Source organism: Arthrobacter sp. ov407 (assembly GCF_900102895.1).
GTDB lineage: Bacteria > Actinomycetota > Actinomycetes > Actinomycetales > Micrococcaceae > Arthrobacter.
Map to the genome: position 1 here is coordinate 76,607 of NZ_FNGD01000016.1, position 20,320 is coordinate 96,926.

18 protein-coding genes are annotated in these 20,320 nt (G+C 66.1%); 11 read left to right on the top strand and 7 right to left on the bottom strand.

Going from position 1 to position 20,320, the window contains the following annotated elements; all coding sequences use genetic code 11:
• The first annotated feature begins 50 nt into the window (after positions 1 to 50).
• Together hisD and nrdR are read left to right on the top strand one after the other, a co-directional pair.
• Positions 51 to 1,403 (top strand): histidinol dehydrogenase, encoded by a 1,353-nt coding sequence (gene hisD / locus BLS42_RS17935; protein ID WP_090583609.1) that lies wholly within the window; start codon positions 51 to 53, stop codon positions 1,401 to 1,403.
• A 115-nt stretch (positions 1,404 to 1,518) separates the two neighbouring features.
• A complete protein-coding gene (gene nrdR / locus BLS42_RS17940) occupies positions 1,519 to 2,022 on the top strand; it encodes a transcriptional regulator NrdR (protein WP_090583610.1) in 504 nt (167 codons plus the stop codon).
• Positions 2,023 to 2,237: 215 nt separating this feature from the next.
• On the opposite strand, the gene ppgK is transcribed toward nrdR, so the two are convergent.
• Positions 2,238 to 3,041, bottom strand: a complete 804-nt coding sequence (gene ppgK / locus BLS42_RS17945; protein ID WP_090583611.1) for a polyphosphate--glucose phosphotransferase — start codon at positions 3,039 to 3,041, stop codon at positions 2,238 to 2,240.
• A 96-nt stretch (positions 3,042 to 3,137) separates the two neighbouring features.
• A complete protein-coding gene (gene map / locus BLS42_RS17950) occupies positions 3,138 to 4,016 on the bottom strand; it encodes a type I methionyl aminopeptidase (protein WP_090583612.1) in 879 nt (292 codons plus the stop codon).
• 131 nt (positions 4,017 to 4,147) lie between these two features.
• Here map and BLS42_RS17955 point away from each other — a divergent pair, with 131 nt between their 5' ends.
• Positions 4,148 to 4,312 carry an SPOR domain-containing protein gene (locus tag BLS42_RS17955; protein ID WP_018772367.1) on the top strand — a complete coding sequence of 55 codons (165 nt, stop codon included), beginning with the start codon at positions 4,148 to 4,150 and terminating at the stop codon, positions 4,310 to 4,312.
• A 143-nt stretch (positions 4,313 to 4,455) separates the two neighbouring features.
• On the top strand, positions 4,456 to 6,486 hold the full coding sequence (locus BLS42_RS17960; RefSeq protein WP_090583613.1) for a phage holin family protein: 2,031 nt from the start codon (positions 4,456 to 4,458) through the stop codon (positions 6,484 to 6,486).
• Positions 6,487 to 6,530: 44 nt separating this feature from the next.
• Here BLS42_RS17960 and BLS42_RS17965 read toward each other — a convergent pair whose 3' ends face one another.
• The 3 genes from BLS42_RS17965 to panB all read right to left on the bottom strand — a co-directional run bounded on the left by BLS42_RS17965 (position 6,531) and on the right by panB (position 8,949).
• Positions 6,531 to 7,289, bottom strand: a complete 759-nt coding sequence (locus tag BLS42_RS17965; RefSeq protein ID WP_090583615.1) for an MBL fold metallo-hydrolase — start codon at positions 7,287 to 7,289, stop codon at positions 6,531 to 6,533.
• Between the two features lie 23 nt (positions 7,290 to 7,312).
• Positions 7,313 to 7,702 carry an SHOCT domain-containing protein gene (locus BLS42_RS17970; RefSeq protein ID WP_090583617.1) on the bottom strand — a complete coding sequence of 130 codons (390 nt, stop codon included), beginning with the start codon at positions 7,700 to 7,702 and terminating at the stop codon, positions 7,313 to 7,315.
• A gap of 281 nt (positions 7,703 to 7,983) precedes the next feature.
• Positions 7,984 to 8,949, bottom strand: coding sequence for a 3-methyl-2-oxobutanoate hydroxymethyltransferase (gene panB, locus BLS42_RS17975; RefSeq protein ID WP_090583618.1), 966 nt, complete (start codon positions 8,947 to 8,949; stop codon positions 7,984 to 7,986).
• A 262-nt stretch (positions 8,950 to 9,211) separates the two neighbouring features.
• Between panB and glnA (BLS42_RS17980) the strand changes: the two genes are divergently transcribed.
• The 6 genes from glnA (BLS42_RS17980) to BLS42_RS18005 all read left to right on the top strand — a co-directional run bounded on the left by glnA (BLS42_RS17980) (position 9,212) and on the right by BLS42_RS18005 (position 15,594).
• Positions 9,212 to 10,552, top strand: a complete 1,341-nt coding sequence (gene glnA / locus BLS42_RS17980; protein WP_090583620.1) for a type I glutamate--ammonia ligase — start codon at positions 9,212 to 9,214, stop codon at positions 10,550 to 10,552.
• A gap of 9 nt (positions 10,553 to 10,561) precedes the next feature.
• Entirely contained in the window at positions 10,562 to 13,573 is a 3,012-nt protein-coding gene (locus BLS42_RS17985; RefSeq protein ID WP_090583622.1) for a bifunctional [glutamine synthetase] adenylyltransferase/[glutamine synthetase]-adenylyl-L-tyrosine phosphorylase, read from the top strand.
• A 72-nt stretch (positions 13,574 to 13,645) separates the two neighbouring features.
• Positions 13,646 to 14,062 (top strand): VOC family protein, encoded by a 417-nt coding sequence (locus tag BLS42_RS17990; protein WP_090583624.1) that lies wholly within the window; start codon positions 13,646 to 13,648, stop codon positions 14,060 to 14,062.
• Positions 14,063 to 14,111: 49 nt separating this feature from the next.
• On the top strand, positions 14,112 to 14,627 hold the full coding sequence (locus tag BLS42_RS17995) for a GNAT family N-acetyltransferase (protein ID WP_090583625.1): 516 nt from the start codon (positions 14,112 to 14,114) through the stop codon (positions 14,625 to 14,627).
• A gap of 70 nt (positions 14,628 to 14,697) precedes the next feature.
• Positions 14,698 to 15,348, top strand: coding sequence for an MBL fold metallo-hydrolase (locus tag BLS42_RS18000; RefSeq protein WP_090583626.1), 651 nt, complete (start codon positions 14,698 to 14,700; stop codon positions 15,346 to 15,348).
• A gap of 45 nt (positions 15,349 to 15,393) precedes the next feature.
• Entirely contained in the window at positions 15,394 to 15,594 is a 201-nt protein-coding gene (locus tag BLS42_RS18005; RefSeq protein WP_256336551.1) for an AsnC family protein, read from the top strand.
• A gap of 46 nt (positions 15,595 to 15,640) precedes the next feature.
• Here the strand turns inward: BLS42_RS18005 and BLS42_RS18010 are convergent, their stop codons facing one another.
• On the bottom strand, positions 15,641 to 17,836 hold the full coding sequence (locus tag BLS42_RS18010; RefSeq protein WP_176803517.1) for an acyltransferase family protein: 2,196 nt from the start codon (positions 17,834 to 17,836) through the stop codon (positions 15,641 to 15,643).
• A gap of 216 nt (positions 17,837 to 18,052) precedes the next feature.
• Positions 18,053 to 19,477: a type I glutamate--ammonia ligase gene (glnA, locus tag BLS42_RS18015; RefSeq protein WP_090583629.1), complete on the bottom strand. Its 1,425-nt coding sequence runs from the start codon at positions 19,475 to 19,477 to the stop codon at positions 18,053 to 18,055.
• 284 nt (positions 19,478 to 19,761) lie between these two features.
• On the opposite strand from glnA (BLS42_RS18015), the gene BLS42_RS18020 reads away from it, so the two are divergent.
• A complete protein-coding gene (locus BLS42_RS18020) occupies positions 19,762 to 20,199 on the top strand; it encodes an RDD family protein (protein WP_090583630.1) in 438 nt (145 codons plus the stop codon).
• Positions 20,200 to 20,320: the final 121 nt, after the last annotated feature.

A 20,320-nucleotide genomic window follows, 5' to 3' on the forward strand; every position in this document is an offset into this window, starting at 1 on the left:
ACACGTAAAATGATCGGGTGAGCCTAACTCCTGACAGCCCCGTGACCCCGATGACCGCCGCCCTCAACTTCCGCACGGTGGACGTGCGCGGTGCGCAACTGTCCCTCGCCGGACTCCGCGCTGCCGTGCCCCGGGCACAGTCCGGCACCATGGCCGACGCCGAGGGCAAGGTCCTGGAGATCATCTCCGCCGTCCGTACGCGCGGCATCAGCGCCCTCCGGGAGCTGGCACTGGCTTTCGACGGCGTCGAGCAGACGCACCCCCGGGTCCCGGCCGAGGCGCTGCGTGCGGCCCTTGAGGGCCTGGATCCGGCCGTGCGCGCGGCACTCGAGGAGTCCATCAAGCGTGCCCGCGCCTTCGCTGACGCCCAGCGGCCGGCGAACATCGACGTCGAGCTCGGCGAAGGCGCCGTGGTCAGCCAGAACTGGGTGCCGGTGGCGCGTGTGGGGCTTTACGTCCCCGGCGGCCTGGCCGTTTACCCGTCCTCGGTGATCATGAACGTGGTCCCGGCCCTGGCCGCCGGCGTCGAATCGATTGCCTTGGCGTCGCCGCCGCAAAAGGACTTCGGCGGCCTCCCGCACCCCACGATCCTGGCGGCGGCCTGCCTGCTGGGCATCGACGAGGTCTACGCGATTGGCGGGGCACAGGCCATCGCCGCTTTCGCGTACGGCATCCCGGCCGACGCGTCCGACGCCGGGAACCTCCCCGGGATCGACCCCGTGGATGTCGTGACCGGTCCGGGCAACATCTTCGTGGCGACTGCCAAGCGGCTGGTTAAGGGGGTTGTGGGGATCGATTCCGAGGCCGGCACCACGGAGATTGCGATCCTCGCGGACTCCACCGCCACTCCCGCCCTTGTGGCCGCGGACCTCATCAGCCAGGCCGAGCACGACCCCAAGGCGGCATCGGTTCTGTTCACCGACTCAGAGGCCCTCGCCGCCGACGTCCGCGTGGAGCTTGAGCGGCAGGCCGCTGCCACCAAGCACTCCAGCCGCGTCCGCGAGGCACTCTCGGGCCCGCAGTCCGGGGTGGTGCTGGTCGAGGACCTGGAGCAGGGCATCGCCGCCTGCAATGCGTACGCCGCGGAACACCTTGAAATCATGACCGCCGATGCCGCCCGGGTGGCCGGCCGGATCCGCAGCGCCGGTGCGATCTTCGTAGGGGACTACAGCCCCGTGAGCCTGGGCGACTACTGCGCCGGCTCCAACCACGTGCTGCCCACCAGTGGCACGGCGGCCTTCTCCTCCGGACTGAACGTGACCACGTTCCTGCGGGCCATCCAGGTCATCAACTACACCCGCTCAGCGTTGGAGCAGGTCAGCGGCCACATCGTCAGCCTCTCCGGCGCGGAGGACCTGCCCGCCCACGGCGAGGCCGTCACGGTACGGTTCGCCGCCCGGTAGCCAAGGCCCAGACCACTACATGTAGTAATTACAGGCTTGTTATTCGGCTACATGTAGTCGTAAACTGGGGATACAGGGCAGCGCCGGCTGCACTTGCGACAGGGAGGGAACCGACATGTATTGCCCGTTCTGCCGTAACCCTGATTCGCGCGTCGTGGACAGCCGGATCGCCGACGACGGCTCCGCCATCCGGCGCCGCCGGCAGTGCCCCGAATGCGGCCGCCGGTTCACCACGGTGGAAACCACCAGCCTGACTGTCATCAAGCGCTCCGGCGTCGGTGAACCATTCAGCCGCAGCAAAGTCATCAACGGCGTCCGCAAGGCCTGCCAGGGCCGTCCGGTCACCGAAGACGATCTCGCTCTGCTGGCGCAGGAAGTCGAGGAGACGATCCGGGGCTCCGGCGCCGCCGAAATCGATGCCCACGAAGTCGGTCTGGCGATCCTGGAGCCGCTGCAGCGTCTCGACGAGGTCGCCTACCTGAGGTTCGCCAGCGTCTACCAGGCCTTCGAGTCGCTGGAGGACTTCGAATCGGCGATTTCCCTGCTTCGCCACGAGGCGGAGACCAAGGGCCGGGACGGCAAGAGCCCGGACAAGCGCACTCTTGAGGCGCCGTCGTAATTATTGTGATTCTTTTGTCCTAGTGACTGTTGTCTTAGTGACTGCGTCCTAGGATCCACCACAGACTCCGGTGGTGGCAGCGGAGGGGAAGCCGCGGCCACCACCGGCTCCAAAAAAATTGAGCTATCACTCCGGGTCGTTCCCAGCGTTCAGAACGACCCGGAGTGATAGCTCAATTGGCTTTTACAGCTCACTCGCTTTTATTTGGCGGGCCTTTATTTGGCCAGCTTGTGCTTCAGGGCAATCTCGATGGCCGCGCCCACGATACCGGCGTCGTTCTTCAGTTCGGCCGGAACGATCGGAGTGCGCAGCTTCATGTGCGGCAGGTACTCGTCGGCGCGCTTGGAGATGCCGCCGCCCACGATGAAGAGCTCGGGGGAGAACAGGAACTCCACGTGGGAGAAGTAGCGCTGCAGCAGCACGCTGTACTGTTCCCAGCTGAGGCCTTCGCGTTCACGGGCCACGGCCGAGGCCTTGGTTTCGGCGTCGAAGCCGTCGATCTCCAGGTGGCCGAGTTCGGCGTTAGGAACCAGCTTGCCGTCGAAGATGAAGGCCGAGCCGATGCCCGTGCCCAGGGTGATCACCAACACGGTGCCGTCGATCCCCTCGCCGGCACCGAAGCGGGCCTCGGCGAGGCCGGCGGCGTCGGCGTCGTTGATGACCTCCACGGGGCGGCCGAGACGTGCCGTGAGCATGGCATCGATGTCGGCTTCCAGCCACGACTTATCCACGTTCGCGGCCGAGTGGACCACACCGTGCTGGATGATGCCGGGGAAGGTGACTCCCACGGGGCTGCTGGCGTCGGGGGCGTCGGGACGTGCCGTGAGCTCGGCGACAACCTTTGCGACCACTTCGGCCACGGACTCGGGGGTGGAGGGCTGCGGCGTGGGGAAGCGCACGCGGTCACCGATCATCTTCCCTTTCTTCAGGTCCACAATCCCGCCCTTGATACCGGTGCCGCCGATGTCAATGCCGATCAAGGGGGCGTTCTTCTTCGACTTTTCGTCCTTCTTGGCCAATGTCGTTCCGTTCGTGGCAGGGGCGGGCTGTGGTGACCGGGCCGGGCCCGGGTGAAAGAGCGGGATGTTCGGGGAAATAGCGTGTGGAGCGGGCGGTCAGGGCAGCGTGAGGACCTCGGCACCGGACTCCGTGACGAGCAGGGTGTGCTCGAACTGGGCAGTGCGCTTGCGGTCGCGGGTCACGACGGTCCATTCATCGGCCCACATGTCCCAGTCAACGGTGCCCAGGGTCAGCATTGGCTCGATCGTGAACACCATACCGGTTTCCATGGTGGTGTTGTATGCGGGCGCGGCGTCGTAGTGCGGAATGATCAGCCCGGTGTGGAAGGCTTCCCCGACTCCGTGTCCGGTAAAGTCGCGGACCACGCCGTAGCCGAAGCGTTTTGCATAGGACTCGATGGTCCGGCCGATCACGTTGATTTCGCGTCCCGGAGCTACGGCCCGAATGGCGCGGTTCAGCGATTCCCGGGTGCGCTCGACGAGGAGGCGGGATTCCTCGTCGACATCGCCGACCAGGAACGTGTAATTGGTGTCGCCATGAACGCCGCCGACGAAGGCCGTGATGTCGATGTTCAGGATGTCGCCGTCCTGCACTACCGTGGTGTCCGGGATCCCATGGCAGATGACCTCGTTGAGGGAGGAGCAAAGGGACTTCGGAAAGCCCCGGTAGCCGAGGGTGGAGGGGTACGCGTTGTGGTCCAGCAGGAACTCGTGGCCTATCCGGTCCAGATGGTCGGTGGTGACGCCGGGCTCGATGTACTTGCCGACCTCCACGATGGCCTGGGCGGCGATTTTGGAGGCGATCCGGATCTTTTCGATGGTCTCTGCCGATTTGACCTCTGAGCCTGTGAACTTTGCAGGCGCCGGCTTGCCCACATATTCCGGACGGGGGATGGAGGGCGGTACGGGAAGCTGCGGGCTCACTGTCCCCGGGACAAGCGTGCCGATGGGTGCGGTTGAGGCTAGTGAAGGCATAGATTGATCATATAAGCAGCCGGGCTCTGCCCGGAAAATGGAGCCCGGAAAACAGAGCCCGGAAAATGGGGCCCGGAAAATACCTCCGGAAACCAGCAGGAAACAGCCGGAATAACAGTGAAGGAACCCCGATGCCCGAATACTGGTACAACGTCAATACTCACGAGATCGAGGAAGACGCGATGTCCGACTGGAGTCAGTTGATCGGACCGTACAAGACCCGTGAGGAAGCCGAACACGCCCTGGAAAAGGTCAAGGCGCGTAATGAGGCGTGGGACAAGGACGAGGACGACTAGCCCGTTCCGCCTGCCGCGCCAATGAGGGCATCCCCTGGCAATCGCAGACCGGACACCCCGCACCGGGACTGATTTTTCTCAGTCCGTCATTCTCACCCTGTGAGGGTGAGTGCCAGCCGGTTACGGCCAGCCATACTGAGAAAATGCCGACGAGCGTTACCCGCACCCGCGGCGCCCGAGTCACCGACCTGGCCAGGCTGGCCGTTGCCTGGGCTGCCTCGACGGTAGCCCTCATTATCACCGGCGCGCTGCTGCCGGGGTTCTCAGCAACCAGTTGGTGGGCTTACGCCGCCGTGGCAGCGGTGGCGGGCATCGTGGGTCTGATCCTCCGCCCCGCGCTGGTGGAGATCTCTGCCAGGGTGGGCTGGCTGGCGGTGCTTCTTACCGCTCTGATCGGGCAGGCCCTGATCATGTATGTCGCCATCCTTCTGGTGCCTGGCATCGAGTCGACGCCATGGACCGCCCTTGTCGCAACCTGGGTCAGTGCGGTCGTGGGCACGCTCATCTCGTGGGCCAGCACGGCCGGAACTGATGACGGACTCATCGCCTCGCTGGCGGGAAGGGCGCGCCGGCAGGAAACGGTGACCGATCCGGAGATTGACGGCGTTCTTTTCGTGCAGCTCGACGGTGTCCCCTTCCCGGTTTTGCAGTGGGCGGTCCAGTCCGGGGCCGTACCCCATATCCGGAACTGGCTGACCTCGGGGGATTACCAGTTCCGTGAATGGACTCCGCAGCTGCCATGCACCACGCCAGCCAGCCAGCTGGGCATTCTGCACGGTACCGTAGACGGGATCCCTGCCTTCCGGTGGTATGACCGTGAGCTCAAACGGGTCCTGGTGGCCAACCGTCCGGCAGACGCCCGGGTGATCGAGGAAAGGCACAGCACGGGCCAAGGCCTGCTCTGCGACGACGGCGTCTCCATTTCGAACCTGTTCACCGGTGACGCGCCCCGATCGCTATTGACGATGAGCCGGGTGGAGGTCCGGCGCGGGTCTACCCAAACCCGTCGTGCGTTCGCCTGGTTTTTTGCGTCGCCGAACGGATTCATGCGTAGCTTCACGCGGACAGTCGCTGAGATCCTCAAGGAGCGTTGGCAGGCCCGGAGACAGGTCAAGCGTGACCTCAATCCGCGTGTGCGTCGAGACTGGACCTTCGCCCTGCTGCGAGCAGTCACTAACGGTATCCTGCGAGACCTGAACACGGCCTTGGTGGCAGAGGAGCTGCGTCGTGGCACGAAGTGCATCTATGTCGACTACGTTGACTACGACGAGATCGCCCACCACGCAGGCATGTTCCGACCGGAATCGCTCGCGGCCCTGGATGGCCTGGACCGCACGCTCGGATCCCTGGCCCAGCTCGCCGAGTTCGCTCCCCGCCGCTATCGGCTGGTGGTGCTCTCGGACCACGGCCAGTCCCAGGGCACCCCCTTCGCCGACCAGTATGGCCAGACCCTCGGCGATCTGTGTTCCGAACTCATGAACGAACACGTTCAGAACGTCGACGCGTCCGTGGAAGGGCTCGGGCGCGCGGACTCCATCGCCGGGGACATCTCGACTGGCGGGATGACCGGGAAACTGGCCGGCCGTGCCGACGACGTGCTGACCAAGGCACAACAGACGTCGGCTCCCGGCGACGCCGAGGATCCGGTGGTCGTGTTGGGCTCAGGCAACCTGGGCCTGGTCTACGTGCGGGGTGAGCGGCGCTTGACCCTCCAAGCCCTCGAGAGTCAGTGGCCAGCCCTGATCCCCGGCCTGGCAGGCCATCCCGGCGTCGGTTTTGTCGCCGGCATCGATGAAGACGGCCGGGCGTGGGCGATCGGGAGCAGTGGGCGCCTCAACATCGAAAGCGGCGCTGTGGAGGGCACCGATCCGTTGGCCAGCTTCGGGTCCCACGCGGCGCGGGTGCTCGCCCGTGCGCTGCTGCACCCCGAGGCACCGGATCTCTACGTCAACAGTACGGTCGATCCCGTGACCGACGACGTCTCAGCGTTTGAAGGCCTCGTCGGATCCCACGGGGGCCTCGGCGGTTGGCAGGACCGCGCCGTGCTGATGGCCCCGGCCGACCTCATGGTGGGACTGCCCGAGCGGATCGAAGGTGCCGGAGAACTCCACAGGGTGTTGGTGGCGATGCTCGAGTCCTGCGGCCAGCGAGCCACGACGGCGTCCCGCGGTTAGGGAGGAGAACCCCGGGTGCGGGGCCACAGTTCGAGCCCCCTGGCTCACACGGGCGCCACCCATGACTGGCCGGGGGCGAGGACCACTGCCGTGCAGCCAGGAGCCTGCTCCGCCACGGCGTCAGCAAACCGGTGTCCGGGCTGCTCGATCCAGCGCCTGGCAAACTGTGTGACGAACGGGGGGTGCAGCGTTCCCCAGTGCACCGGCAGGGCGAATCGCGCGCCGCTCATCGCAACAGCCCGAGCCGCAGTCTCGGGCGACAGGTGTCCCGCCGAGAGCCTCGGTCCCCACCCCCAGACCGGCACCAGGGCGACATCGATAGGCCCTCCCGCCATGGCGGGGATCGCGGCCATCTCCGAATACAACCCCGTGTCGCCGGCGATCCAGACGATGCCCGATGGGCCCCGAACCAGCTGGCCATTGGCGTCGTTAGGACGGTGCGGCATGGGGCGGCTGCGATGCTCGGCCGGCACCTGGCGAATCTCGACCCCGCTGCCCACCGGGGTCCAGCCGTCCCCCAAGGGAACCGTGTGCGTCAGCTTTCGGCGACGCAGCCAGGCAACGTTCGCCGGAGCGCTCATCAGTGCTGCCCCGCGCAGCATGCGCAGGGAGCGCAGCTCGGCGTGGTCGTGGTGCAGGTGGGAGAGGAGCACCACGTCCGGCTGGCTCCACGACGCCGGATCCGGCCGCGGTGCCAGGCGCCGCAACAGCCCGGCATGGGCACGAAGCAGCGGATCGGTCAGGACCCGAACCCCGTCCAGATCCAGAACCACCGAGGAATGACCCAGCCAGGTGATTCTCATGCCGGGCGTCGCCCGTTATCGCGTCAGGCCAAGGCCTTGGCCTTAAGGGAATCAAACTCGGTCTGGTCGATGGCTCCGGAATCGAGCAACGCCTTGGCGTCGGCGATCTGGGCGGACGGACTGGACGTCGTGCCTGCGGCCTGCTTGATGTACTCCTGCTGGGCAGCCTGCTGCTGGGCTATCGCCTTCATCTGACGATCGGTCATGCTGCGGCCCCGGGCGATCAGGTAGATGAGGGCGCCGAGCCAGGGCACGAAGATCAGCAATATCACCCAGCCGGCCTTGGCCCAGCCGCTAAGCTCGCGGTCGCTGAACAAGTCCATCAGGCAGCGGAACCACACCATCAGTGCGGCGATCCAGATAAAGAACCAGAAACTCCACAGCAGGACGTCCCAGAAGCTATTCGTGTCCATCGATACTCCTCCACTCGTGTCCGCCGGAGCCTGACCCAGCGCTTCGCGCATGAATCCGTCCGGGCCGGCGGAACATCTTGAGGCCTGATGCAGACCTTAATGGCCAGCCTGCCCGGACGGGCGGGGCAATGCATCCCCCGTGAAGGATGAGGTGTCGGCCCAGTTCAGGGTCTGCACATCAGTACCGAACGCCCCGTGGCATGCCACAGTAACCCCGCCCGACGGGCTGCTTCCCCTACGTAGGAGCGGAGAGCGAAGCGTCACTTAGAAGGAGCAGCCGTCTAGAAGGAATGCTCCGGGCCCGGGAACTGGCCGGAACGCACGTCCTCGCCGTAGGCCTTCGCGGCGTCGCTGAGCGAGGTCCGCAGGTCCGCATACTGCTTGACGAATTTCGCCATCTTGCCACCGCGCAGCCCCGCCATGTCCTGCCACACCAGGACCTGTCCCGTGGTGGCGCTGCCGGCGCCGATGCCGATCGTGGGGACCTCGACGGCGGCATCCACGGCGGCCGCCGTGGCGGCCGGGACCATTTCCATGAGCACACAGAACGCGCCGGCGTCGGCCAGCGCGACGGCGTCGTCGATCAACCGCTGGGCGTCATCGCCGCGGCCCTGGACCCGGTAGCCGCCGAGGGCGTGCTCGCTCTGCGGGGTGAAGCCGATGTGCGCCATGACCGGGATGCCGGCCTGGACCATGGCGCGGACAGTCTCGGCATAGAACTTTCCGCCTTCGATCTTGACGGCGTGGGCAAGGCCCTCTTTCAAGAACCGCACGCCGGTAGCCACCGCCTGCTGGGCGGAGACCTCGTAGCTGCCGAACGGCAGGTCCGCGACTACCAGGGCCCGCCGCGCGGAGTGGGCGACGGCCCGGCACAGCGGAATGAGCTCGTCCACCGTCACGGGAAGGCTGGTCTCGTTGCCGAAGACGTTATTGGAGGCCGAATCGCCCACCAGCAGCACCTCGATGCCTGCCTGGTCAAAAATCTCGGCGGTGTACTGGTCATAGGCGGTGAGCATGGCGAAGCGCTCACCGTTGACCTTGGCCTGGTGCAGATGATGCGTGCGGATCCTGGCCGCCGGTTTCCGGGACGCCTCCGCAGCCCCGCCCGGGCCGCCGCCGGGGCCACCGCTAGTGGTTACGCCCGTGGTTCCGGAAGGGACGGCCGCTGTAGCCGCTGCCGGGCCGTTGCCGTAGGGGGCCGCAAGTTCTGCGGGCGTGCTGGAATCAGAGCTGTTACTTGTGGCCATGCCACGAGCGTAATGCGATACGAAGTGCCGCAGCTACCGGGGAACGTCTCCGTTGCCCGTGAATCACGTCACACGGACGGCCCGCTTGGGGGAGCAACGCCGCCGCACGCCGCGAAATCGTCCGCCTTTGTGTTAACGGTGTGTTACGCGGGGCTCCGGCTTCAGCAATCGATGGCAATGCTTAGTAAAGTGAAGCGTGTGCAGCCGCGGGGCCCATGAAAGGCGGGCCCGGGGCGGATGGAAGAACCGGAAAGAGGCCAGTATGGACCGCCAGCAAGAGTTTGTCCTGCGGACGATCGAAGAGCGCGATGTGCGGTTTGTGCGCCTTTGGTTCACCGACGTCGTGGGATCGCTCAAGTCCGTGGCCCTGGCCCCGGCCGAGGTGGAAGGCGCCTTCGAGGAAGGACTCGGATTCGACGGGTCATCGATCGAAGGCCTGGCCCGCGTCTTTGAATCCGACATGCTCGCCCAGCCGGATCCGGCCACGTTCCAGATCCTGCCGTGGCGCGGCGAGACCGAGGCCACCTCGCGGATGTTCTGCGACATCCTGACGCCCGACGGCGAACCCTCCGCCGCTGACCCGCGCAACGTCCTCAAGCGCACCCTGGCCAAGGCCGCGGACATGGGCTTCACCTGCTACACCCACCCCGAGATCGAGTTCTACCTGCTCAAGTCCCAGCAGCCGGGCCCCGACGGATCACCCATCCCGGTGGACGAGGGCGGATACTTTGACCACGTCCCGGGCGGCGTGGCCCAGGACTTCCGCCGGACCGCCGTGACCATGCTCGAATCGGTGGGCATCTCCGTGGAATTCAGCCACCACGAGGCCGGGCCGGGCCAGAACGAGATCGACCTGCGCTACGCGGACGCACTGCAGACCGCGGATAACATCATGACGTTCCGGACGGTCATCAAGGAAGTCGCGCTGCAGCAGGGCACGTATGCCACGTTCATGCCCAAGCCCTTCACCGCCCACCCGGGCTCCGGCATGCACACGCACTTCTCGCTCTTCGAAGGAGACACGAACGCCTTTTACGAGGCCGGTGCAGAGTTCCAGCTTTCTGAGACGGCGCGCCAGTTCATTGCCGGCATCCTCAAGCACGCACCCGAATTCACGGCGGTCACCAACCAGTTCGTGAACTCGTACAAGCGGCTCTGGGGCGGGGGAGAGGCGCCGAGCTACCTGAGCTGGGGCCACAACAACCGCTCCGCCCTGGTCCGCGTCCCGCTGTACAAGCCAGGCAAGGGCCAGTCCGCGCGGATCGAATACCGCGGCATCGACTCCGCCGCCAACCCCTACTTGGCCTACGCCGTGCTCCTCGGCGCCGGCCTGAAGGGCATCGAGGAGGGCTACCAGCTGCCCGCGGCGGCGGAGGACGACATTTGGTCGCTGAGCTCAGCGGAACGCCGGGCCATGGGACACGACCCGCTGCCGGCGAGCCTGCACGACGCGATCCGGACCATGGAGGAATCCGAACTGATGCCGCAGATCCTCGGCGAGCAGGTGTTCGAGCACTTCCTGCGCAACAAGCGTGCAGAATGGCAGGACTACCGCCTCCAGGTGACGCCCTACGAGCTGCAACGCAATCTCGGCATTCTGTAGGCTGTCCCAATGAGCCTGGCACGACGCCTCATTGCCGCCGGCTTCAGTGATCTGGACAAGGGCGAGCGGTTCCTGGCGGCCCGGGAACTGGAGGGGCTCGACCAGGATGCCCTGTTCGCCGGGCTGCAGCTGGCGGCGAACCCGGACACGGCCCTGCAGTCCCTGGTCCGGCTGATCGAGAAGCACCCGGACCTGCGCAAGCTTGCCGTCGCGGACCCGGAAAGCAGCGAACCGCTGTACCGGGTCCTGGGGGCCTCCGAGGCGCTGGGTGAGTTCCTTATCCGCCATCCCGAGCACCTCGACGCCTTCGAGGTCAGGGTCAGCCCGGAACCGCTGGCCGCGGACGCCGTGGCCCTGCGGGCCCGGCTGCTGCAGTCGGTGCGGGCCGATCCCAAGTCCGCCCGGCCGGTGGCGGCCCTTAGCGGACAGGAAGCCTACGCGGCCCTGCGGACCGCCTACCGGCGCGGGCTCGTGGAGCTCGCCGTCAAGGACCTGTGTGCAGCCGATCCGCTGGACTTCATGCCGGCTGCCGGTGCGGAACTGGCAGATCTCGCCGGCGCCGCCCTCGAGGCGGCCCTCGCCGTCTCCCGGGCCGAGGCTGCGGAGAAGTTCGACGCCGCGGAGGTGGCCGACGTCGGTCTCGCCGTGATCGGCATGGGCAAGTGCGGGGCCCGCGAACTGAACTACATTTCCGACGTCGACGTTATCTACGTGATCGATTCCGGTGCGCTGGAGGAAACCCTGGCCACCACCATCGGCACTGTCCTGGCTTCCGGGATCTCGCGGGCGATCATGTCCACGAGCCGCGAACCCGGGCTGTGGGAAGTGGACGCGAACCTCCGGCCCGAGGGCAAGTCCGGGCCGCTGGTCCGGACCCTCGCCTCGCACGAGAGCTATTACGCGCGCTGGGCCGAGAGCTGGGAATTCCAGGCCCTCCTGAAGGCCCGGACCATCGCCGGTGACAGGGCACTCGGGGCCCGCTACGAAGCTGCCGTGACGCCCTTGATCTGGTCCTCGGCCGGCCGGGAAGGCTTTGTCGAATCCGTCCGCGCCATGCGCCGCCGCGTCACCGAGCACATTCCGGCCGAGGAGGAACAGCGGCAGATCAAGCTGGGCCGCGGAGGGCTGCGCGACGTCGAATTCACCGTCCAGCTGCTCCAGCTCGTGCACGGCAAGTCCGATGAATCGTTGCGCTGCCGGGACACCACCTCGGCCATCGCCGCGCTGTCCGCCGGCGGGTACATCGGCCGGTCCGACGCCGCGGAATTCGACCGCGACTACCGCTACCTGCGGCTGCTCGAGCACCGGATCCAGTTGTTCCAGCTGCGCCGGACCCACCTCATGCCGGTCAACGATGCGTCGTTGCGCTCCCTCGCCAAGGCAGTCCTGGGACCGTTCTCCGCCGAGCGGCCCAAGCCGGACGCCCTGGTCGCCGCCTGGCGAAAGACCAAGCGCTCCGTGCGGGAACTCCACGAACGCATTTTCTACCGCCCCCTGCTCAATACCGTCGCCACCCTGAGCAGTGAAGAGGCGCGCCTGACTCCGGAAGCCGCCCAAGGCCGCCTCGCGGCCCTCGGCTACCTTGATCCCCGCGGCGCCATGCGACACATTGAGGCCCTCACCGCCGGCGTGAGCCGGCGCGCCGCACTCCAGCGCCAGCTCCTGCCCATCCTGCTGGACTGGCTCGCCGACGGCGTGGACCCCGACGCCGGGCTGCTCGCCTTCCGGCGCGTCAGCGAGGCCCTTGGCACGACGCACTGGTACCTGGGCATGCTTCGGGATTCGACGGTCGCGGCCGAGCGGCTCTGCCACGTGCTCGCCAATTCCCGGCTGATCGCGGACCTGCTGGAGGTTTCGCCCGAGTCCGTGGCCTGGCTGGGCACGGACAAGGACCTGGTGCCGCTCAGCTTCGAATCCCAATGGCTTGAAATCACCTCGAAGATGTCCCGGCACGCGGATCCGGAGAGCGCCATGCGGCTGATCCGGCTGATCCGGCGCCGGGAAATCCTGCGGATCGCCATTGCGGACAGTGAGGGGCTGCTGGACCAGGACCAGGTCGGGGCAGCCCTCGCGGATACTGACCGGGCAGCCGTCCTCGGGGCGCTGCGCGTGGCGGAGACGATAATCACCGCCGAAGAACCGCTGAAGACGCACGTGCTGGTGGTCGCGATGGGCCGTCAGGGCGGCCGGGAGATCGGCTACGGCTCGGACGCCGATGTCATGTACGTCCACCGTGGACTCCCCGGCGTGCCGGACGAGGAGGCACAGGCGCAGGCCTTGCAGATAGTGGGCAAGCTCTCCAGCCTGCTGACCCAGCCGCTCAAACCGGCGATCCTGGCCGAACGGGTGCTGGCGGTGGACGCGGACCTGCGCCCCGAGGGCAAGAGCGGTCCCATGGTGCGGTCCTTGGAGTCCTATGCCGAGTACTACCGCCGGTGGTCCCTCGTCTGGGAGGCCCAGGCGCTGCTGCGGGCGCGCCCCATGGCCGGCGACGATGCCCTGGCTGAGGATTTTGTGGCGCTGATCGATACCATCCGGTACCCGGAGTCGTTGGCGGATCAGGACGTGCGGGAGGTCCGTCGGGTCAAGGCCAGGGTCGAGGCGGAGCGCCTGCCGCGAGGAGCAGATCCCGCCCGGCACCTGAAGCTAGGCCGGGGCGGGCTGAGCGACGTCGAATGGCTCGCGCAGCTGCTCCAGCTTCAGCACGCCGGCAAACATCCGGAGCTGCGGACCACGTCCACCGTGGAGGCCCTCGAGTCGGCCGCTGCGTTGGATCTCATCGACGCGGAGGACACCGAAATCCTTCTCCGGGCCTGGCGGCTGGCGAGCCGGATCCGTTCGGCCAACGTCATCTGGACCGGCCGGTCCTCGGACCTGCTGCCGTCCTCCCGCCGCGACCTTGAGGCGGTGGCGCGCTGGTGCGGCTACGGGCAGGGCAACGCCGCGGCGCTGGAGGAGGACTACCTGCGGCTCAGCCGGCGTGCCCGGGCGGTTTTCGAGCGCGTCTTCTACGGCCAGTAGCGCCCGGCGGCTGCCAGCCGGCTACTGACACGCCTACTGACACGTGCTGCCGCGCGGTGCTACCTTGGGCGGATGGCCAGGCAACTGTTTGTGAACCTTCCCGTGAAGGACCTCGATAAGACCGTTGAGTTCTTCACGGCGCTGGGATTCTCCTTCAACCCCGACTTCACTGATGAGAACGCTACCTGCATGATCGTCAATGACGGCGCGTACGTGATGTTGCTCGTCGAGACCTACTTCAAGACCTTCACCTCGAAGTCCGTCGCCGCCACTGCGGACACCGCAGAGGCCATCATGTCCTTCTCGCTGGAGAGCCGCGAAGCCGTGGACGAGGTCATCCGCACCGCCCTGACCTCCGGGGGCACGGCCTCGGAGGAGGCCCAGGACTACGGCTTCATGTACACGCACAGCTTCCAGGACCCGGACGGCCACCTCTGGGAAGTCTTCTGGATGGATCCGGCCGGGCCGCCCAAGGACGCTGCGCTGTAGCTGCTTTACGCTTGGCGGCAGGCGCCGCCGGCGCGGGTACGCTGTCTACATGTCTGGACATGTGTGGCTCCTGCCCTTGAAGAACCTCGACGACGACGCCCGGGCCATCAAGCTTGGGGAGATCGCGCTGCTGGAGCTCGGTGAGGGGCAGCAGAAGTTCGTCGGGGACCCGTTGCGGATGATGCTGATGGGGCTCGAGGAAGAGGCCCGCCACCCGTTCGCCGTGGATGAGAACGGGACCGCCGTTGGCGTGCTGACGCTCCAGAACGGTGCCGCGACCCTGGCCGGCTGGCCCGACGACGACTCCGCCTGGCTCCTGCGGGGCTTCCTGATCGACCGGCGCCAGCAAGGCAAGGGCCTCGGCACCCTCGCCGCGGAGGCCGCAGTACGGGAGGCCGCCAAACTGACGGCGGGCCTGGGCAGCGGCCAGGCCGGCGTCGTACTCTCCGTCAACGAACTGAACCCCGGCGGGTTGGCGGCCTACCGCAAGGCCGGATTCGAGGACCGCGGCCGCTACGAAGGCGGCGACGCCGGCCCGCAACGCATCATGTACCGGGCATTCTGAACGGAAGCGCACCTTGACTCGGACACCGGGTGCGTCAGTATTGGGTCATGATCCGCCTCCAGAAAGGTTCATGATGGACCACTCGCAGATCCCGGTGGAACCGGTCATCCAGGAGCTCCGCATCCCCGCCGGAATGGCAGGGCCGGTTGAGTTGACGATGGACGTACGTTGTTTCGTAGTGCCCCACACGGCGGGAGTGCTGTTGATCGATGCGGGTCCAACTGGAAGCGCCGACGCAATTGGGGCGGCCCTGGTCCGCGTCGGAGCAGGCTGGAGTGACATCACAGACGTCGTCCTCACTCATTGGCATCCAGACCATGTGGGGGGCCTCGGCGAAGTCGTGGCCCGGAGCCCACGGGCTGCGATCTGGGCCGGCGCGGCGGACTGCCCGGAGATCCGCTCCGCCGCGCCGCCGCACCAGCTCTTGGAGGGTGACAAGGTCCGGAACCTTCGCGTTTTGCAGACCCCTGGGCATACTGCAGGACACATCAGCCTGTTGCACGACGACGGAATGCTGTTCGTGGGGGACGCCCTGGGGACTGTTGGGGGTGCCATGGGACGGGCGCCGGAGCAGTTTACGGCCGACTCCGCGCAGGCCGAGGAGTCGCTTCGGAAGCTGAGCTTGCTGGAGCCGGATCGGATGCTCTTTTCCCACGGGCCGGAGATTCCCGACCCCGTCGGGGCATTGCGCCGTCTCCTCGCCATCGTCAACGGTAGTTGACGTCGGCATTGTCTGTCAACTAGGGTTGACGCCAGGAGGTGTGGCGTGGAAACACTGATTGGCTCGATGGACGGTAAAGGCCCGGCCGAGGCGCTCTACGCCGTGGCGGAGCTGCACAAGGAACTGGCGCGAACGGAAACCGAGATGGTGCTGCGTGCCCGGGGGGCGGGACTCTCGTGGGAGGCGATCGCGGTATGCCTTGGCATCAGCAAGCAGGCGGTGCACAAGAAGTACGGAAAGCGCTGAAGCGACGGGCCTAGATTCCGGGGAACGTTCCAGCCGCGCCGGAACCCTAGCTGTCTTTGGGGAGCGGCCGTAGCAGGGCTGCGCGCAGCAGCGGACCCAACGCCTCCGCGGCGGCTGCGGTCAGGTGCCCGCCGTCGACATAGACCGGGTTTCTCCCGATGAACGGCGGGCAGCGGCCAGAGGCGCAGAACCAGTCCTGCACCGAAACGTAGCCGATTGTCTTGCTGCCCAGCGACCCTACGGCGGACCGCTCGGCTTCGGTGAACGTTTTGTACGCTTCGGGGACGGGTGCGACGCAGTCCGCCGGTTTGCTGAGCGGCGTCGCACATTCCTGGAGGTTGCGGCCGGAGGGAGTCCCTGAGACGACGACGACGCGCTTGGCAGAAGCCGAAAGCTCCTTCACGGTAGCCGTCAGTGCCGTTTTCCATTGGCTCATGGCCTCAGGACCGGTTGCTCCGGACGCGAGCCGGTTCACGACATGGCCATGCCAACTGCTCAGGATCACCAGGTCAGGTTGATACTTGGCAACCTGTGTTCTCATGAAGCCTTGGAAATCGGAACACCCGGGATATTCCGAACCATCGCCCAGCTTCACGGCAATACCCACGGCAGGGCAGGAGCTTCGTGCCAGAACCACCACCCTGTATCCCTCCGGGACAAGGGCAGCGATGACGCCGGGAGACAGCGATGCGGCGTAGGAGTCGCCCAGCAGAAACGCGGTCTTCGGTGCGGCCTTGTCCCCGTTCAGGCAGGTTTCGAGGACGTCGGCGTCGGAGGGATCCGGTTCGCTTGGGCTGACGTGGCAGGAAATGTTGTTGTACCCCCTGGCCTTCAGCTCGCCGATGTCCGGGGTCAGCCTGGGCCAACTGTCCGCGGCCAAGGCTTCCTCCAGAGCGTGGGCCCTGGCGGCCTCCGGTGTTGTCCCGGCTTCGAGCGGGGATGCTGGCGCCGCGTCCTGCACCGACGCTTCAGTGCCGGCGGTTTGGTTACTGATGAGCCCATACGCACAAGTGCCGAGGCCCAGCACAGCGAGCAGACTGACAGTAATAAGCCGCGTCCTGCGCCTCTGCCTGGACCGCCTGCGCCGGCGATCCCCACGGCTGGCCGTCGCGGCTTCGCAATTGTCGAGCCAACCGCTCTTCCGGACGCGCTCTTCAATGAAGTGGAACGACACCACGGACAGCGCCAGCGCGGCTGAGGCCGCCGCCGCATTGAACAGCAGGGTGCCCTGGGGGATGAATGAGCCCAGGAAGATAATGACCGGGAAATGCCACAGGTACAGCGAATATGAAATGTCGCCCACGTAGCCGGATACTCCGTTGGTAAGCGGCCAGAGATGCCGCTGCTCCCCGCCGGTGCCGGCAGCGACCACGAGCGCTGTCGCCAGCACCGGCAATGCGGCCCCCGGGCCCGGGAAGGGCATGTCACTGCCAATCGTAAAGATGGACCAGAAGATACCGGCGAGACCGGCCCATCCCAGGACCGGGCGAAGCATCGACGGAATGCGCCCGAGCGCTGAAGCGGACACGGCCAGCAGCGCACCCACGCCCAGTTCCCAGGTGCGCGTAAAAGTCGAGAAGTAGGCGACCGTCGGACTCCCTGCCGACTCAACGAGGGCCCAGCCAAACGACAGCACCACAATGACGAGCATTGCGACGCCCACAGCCTTGCGGGTCTTCGTCCTGCCCCACGTGCCCGCACGCCGGCCCAGCCAGAAGATCAGCAGCATAAGCCCAGGCCAGACAAAGTAGAACTGCTCTTCCACGGCCAGCGACCAGAAATGCTGCAGCGGAGAAACCGGTCCCGAGCCTTGGAAGTAGTCAGTGCCGGCGGCGGCGAAATGCCAGTTGGCCGAGAAGAAGAGGCTCCACGCGGCGTCCTCCACGGTCTGCTGTGCACGGCTGGCGTTGAACAGCAAGAAACTGAGCGCAGAGGTTAGGGCCAGAACGACGGCGGCGGTTGGCATGATCCGCCGGACGCGTCGCCGGTAAAAGCCGGAGAACGAGACCGTCCCCGTCCTGTCGTACTCCCGGAGCAGAAGCCCGGTGATGAGGAATCCCGAAATAACGAAGAACACGTCCACGCCTACAAAGCCGCCTGACGGCCAGTGCAGGAGGTGGTCGGATACGACGGCCAGGACGGCGATGGCGCGGAGCCCCTGGATGTCCCGACGTTTGCTTTTTGGGGCTGGCTGGCCAGGTCCGGCCGAGGACCTGATTTTGGCCAACGTCAGTTGCGACACGACATGCTTTCCCCACTTGAGACCTACAGGTCCTGCAATCCTACAGACCCGCACGGACCCAGCCTGCCGTTGGGGCTGAGCAGCGGCAAGCCTGACGCGTTCCGGAGTGCGCAAAAAGGCGGGCCCCCAGGTGGTCAAACCCGGGACCCGCCTTTTCTGTCTGGCGATTATTGCGGCCACTCCGCTTACTGCGGGAGATCGTGCCGCGTGATGATGCTAGACGCCGTAGTAGAGCTCGAACTCGTAGGGGTTCGGGCGCAGCGAGAGCGGACGGATCTCGTTCTCGTACTTGTACTCGATCCAGGTATCGATCAGGTCCTGGGTGAAGACGCCGCCGGCCTGCAGGAACTCGTTGTCCTCGGCCAGTGCGTCCAGGGCCTCCTCGAGGGTGCCCGGAGCCTTGGGGATGTCCTTGGCTTCTTCGGCGGGGAGCTCGTAGAGGTCCTTGTCGATCGGAGCCGGGGGTTCGATCCGGTTGCGGATGCCGTCGATTCCGGCCATCAGCTGGGCGGCGAACGCCAGGTACGGGTTGGAGGAGGGGTCCGGTGCGCGGAACTCGATGCGCTTGGCCTTCGGGTTGGAACCCGTGATCGGGATACGGATACCGGCGGAGCGGTTGCCCTGCGAGTAGACCATGTTGACCGGGGCTTCGAAGCCCTTGACCAGGCGGCGGTAGGAGTTCACCGTCGGGTTGGTGAAGGCCAGGACGGCGGAGGAGTGCTTCAGCAGGCCGCCGATGTACCAGCGGGCGGTGTCGGACAGACCAGCGTAGCCCTTCTCGTCGTAGAACAGCGGCTCGCCGCCGGTCCACAGCGACTGGTGGCAGTGCATGCCCGAGCCGTTGTCACCGAAGACCGGCTTCGGCATGAAGGTCACCGACTTGCCCCAGGCATCGGCGGTGTTCTTGATGACGTACTTGAACTTCTGCAGGTCATCAGCCGCGTGGGTCAGGGTGGTGAACTTGTAGTTGATCTCAGCCTGGCCGGCGGAGCCGACTTCGTGGTGGCTGCGCTCGACCTCAAGGCCGGCCTCGTCCAGGGCAACGCACATGGCGTCGCGCAGGTCGACCTGCTTGTCGGTGGGGGAGACCGGGAAGTAACCGCCCTTGACCGGGGTCTTGTAGCCGAGGTTTCCGCCCTCTTCCTCACGGCCGGTGTTCCAGTGCGCTTCCTCGGAGTCGATCTTGTAGAAGCTGCCCTGCGGCGAGGACTGGTACTGGACGTTGTCGAAGACGAAGAACTCGGCCTCGGGTGCGAAGAACGCGGTGTCGGCGATGCCGGTGGAAGCCAAGTAGGCCTCTGCCTTCTCGGCCACGCCGCGGGGATCGCGGTGGTACGGGTCACCGGTACGCGGGTTCACGATCGAGAAGTTCAGCGCAAGGGTCTTCTCCATGCGGAACGTGTCGAGGAACGCCGTCGTGACGTCCGGGATGAGCTGCATGTCAGACTCGGCGATGCCCTGGAAGCCGCGGATCGAAGATCCGTCGAACAGCTGGCCGTTGACGAAGAAGTCGGCGTCAACGCTCTTGGCGGGCACGTTGAAGTGCTGCTGAACGCCAGGGAGATCGGTGAAGCGGATATCGACGAATTTGATGTCTTCGTCTTTGATGAACTTGAGGACTTCGTCCGCAGTCTTGAACATCTATGCTCCTTACGCATATGAAAAATCTGGCCGTCAGGCACATTGGTCCAGCGCAGTCCAACAGCGGGGAAAGCACAAAAGTTCCCCCGCTTCGCAGTCGCTAGCAACTGTTACCACCCTAAGGACATGGGATTTCCCCGCAGTGTCCGCCTTGTTTCGGGGAGGTTACAGAATGCCCTGACACGTAAACGCTAGCCGCCGGTCCACAATGTGGCCTATACGGTCCACAGTGTGACACCCTACCGCCCACACTGTGGACATGCCAGAGCCGATAAGCTTGGAGGGTGGTAGATCGCAAAGACATCGGTTCATGGCTCACCGGGCCGGACACATCCGGCATCTCCAGGTACCCGGGGGAGCGGCTAGGACTGCCCGACGCCGGGTCAGGATCGATCGCCCGTGCCGGCCGGCGCATCCTGGCGATCTGCATTGACTGGGGCATCGCGCTGTTGATCAGCAATTTCGCCTTCGCCGGCGATTCCTGGGCCACCCTTGCCGTGTTTGCCATCGAGCAGATCCTGCTGATCGGCACCCTCGGCTACAGCATCGGCCACCGGATCGTGGGGATCCACGTGGTCCGGCTGGGCGGAGGCCCGGCGGGCCCGCTCGCGGCCCTGGTGCGCACGCTGCTGCTGTGCCTCGTTATCCCTGCCGTCATCTTCGACCCGGACCAGCGCGGCCTCCACGACAAGGCCATGAATACCGTGCTCGTCCGGTTGTAGCTTTCGGCCGTGTCCGACGGCGGTGCCAGGCTGCCAGGGCGCGGCGGCCCCTTGTCCGTTTGCCACGAATGGCCGCTAACCTCCGCGCATAGCGGCCATGTGCGTCAGATGGGCGCAGCGA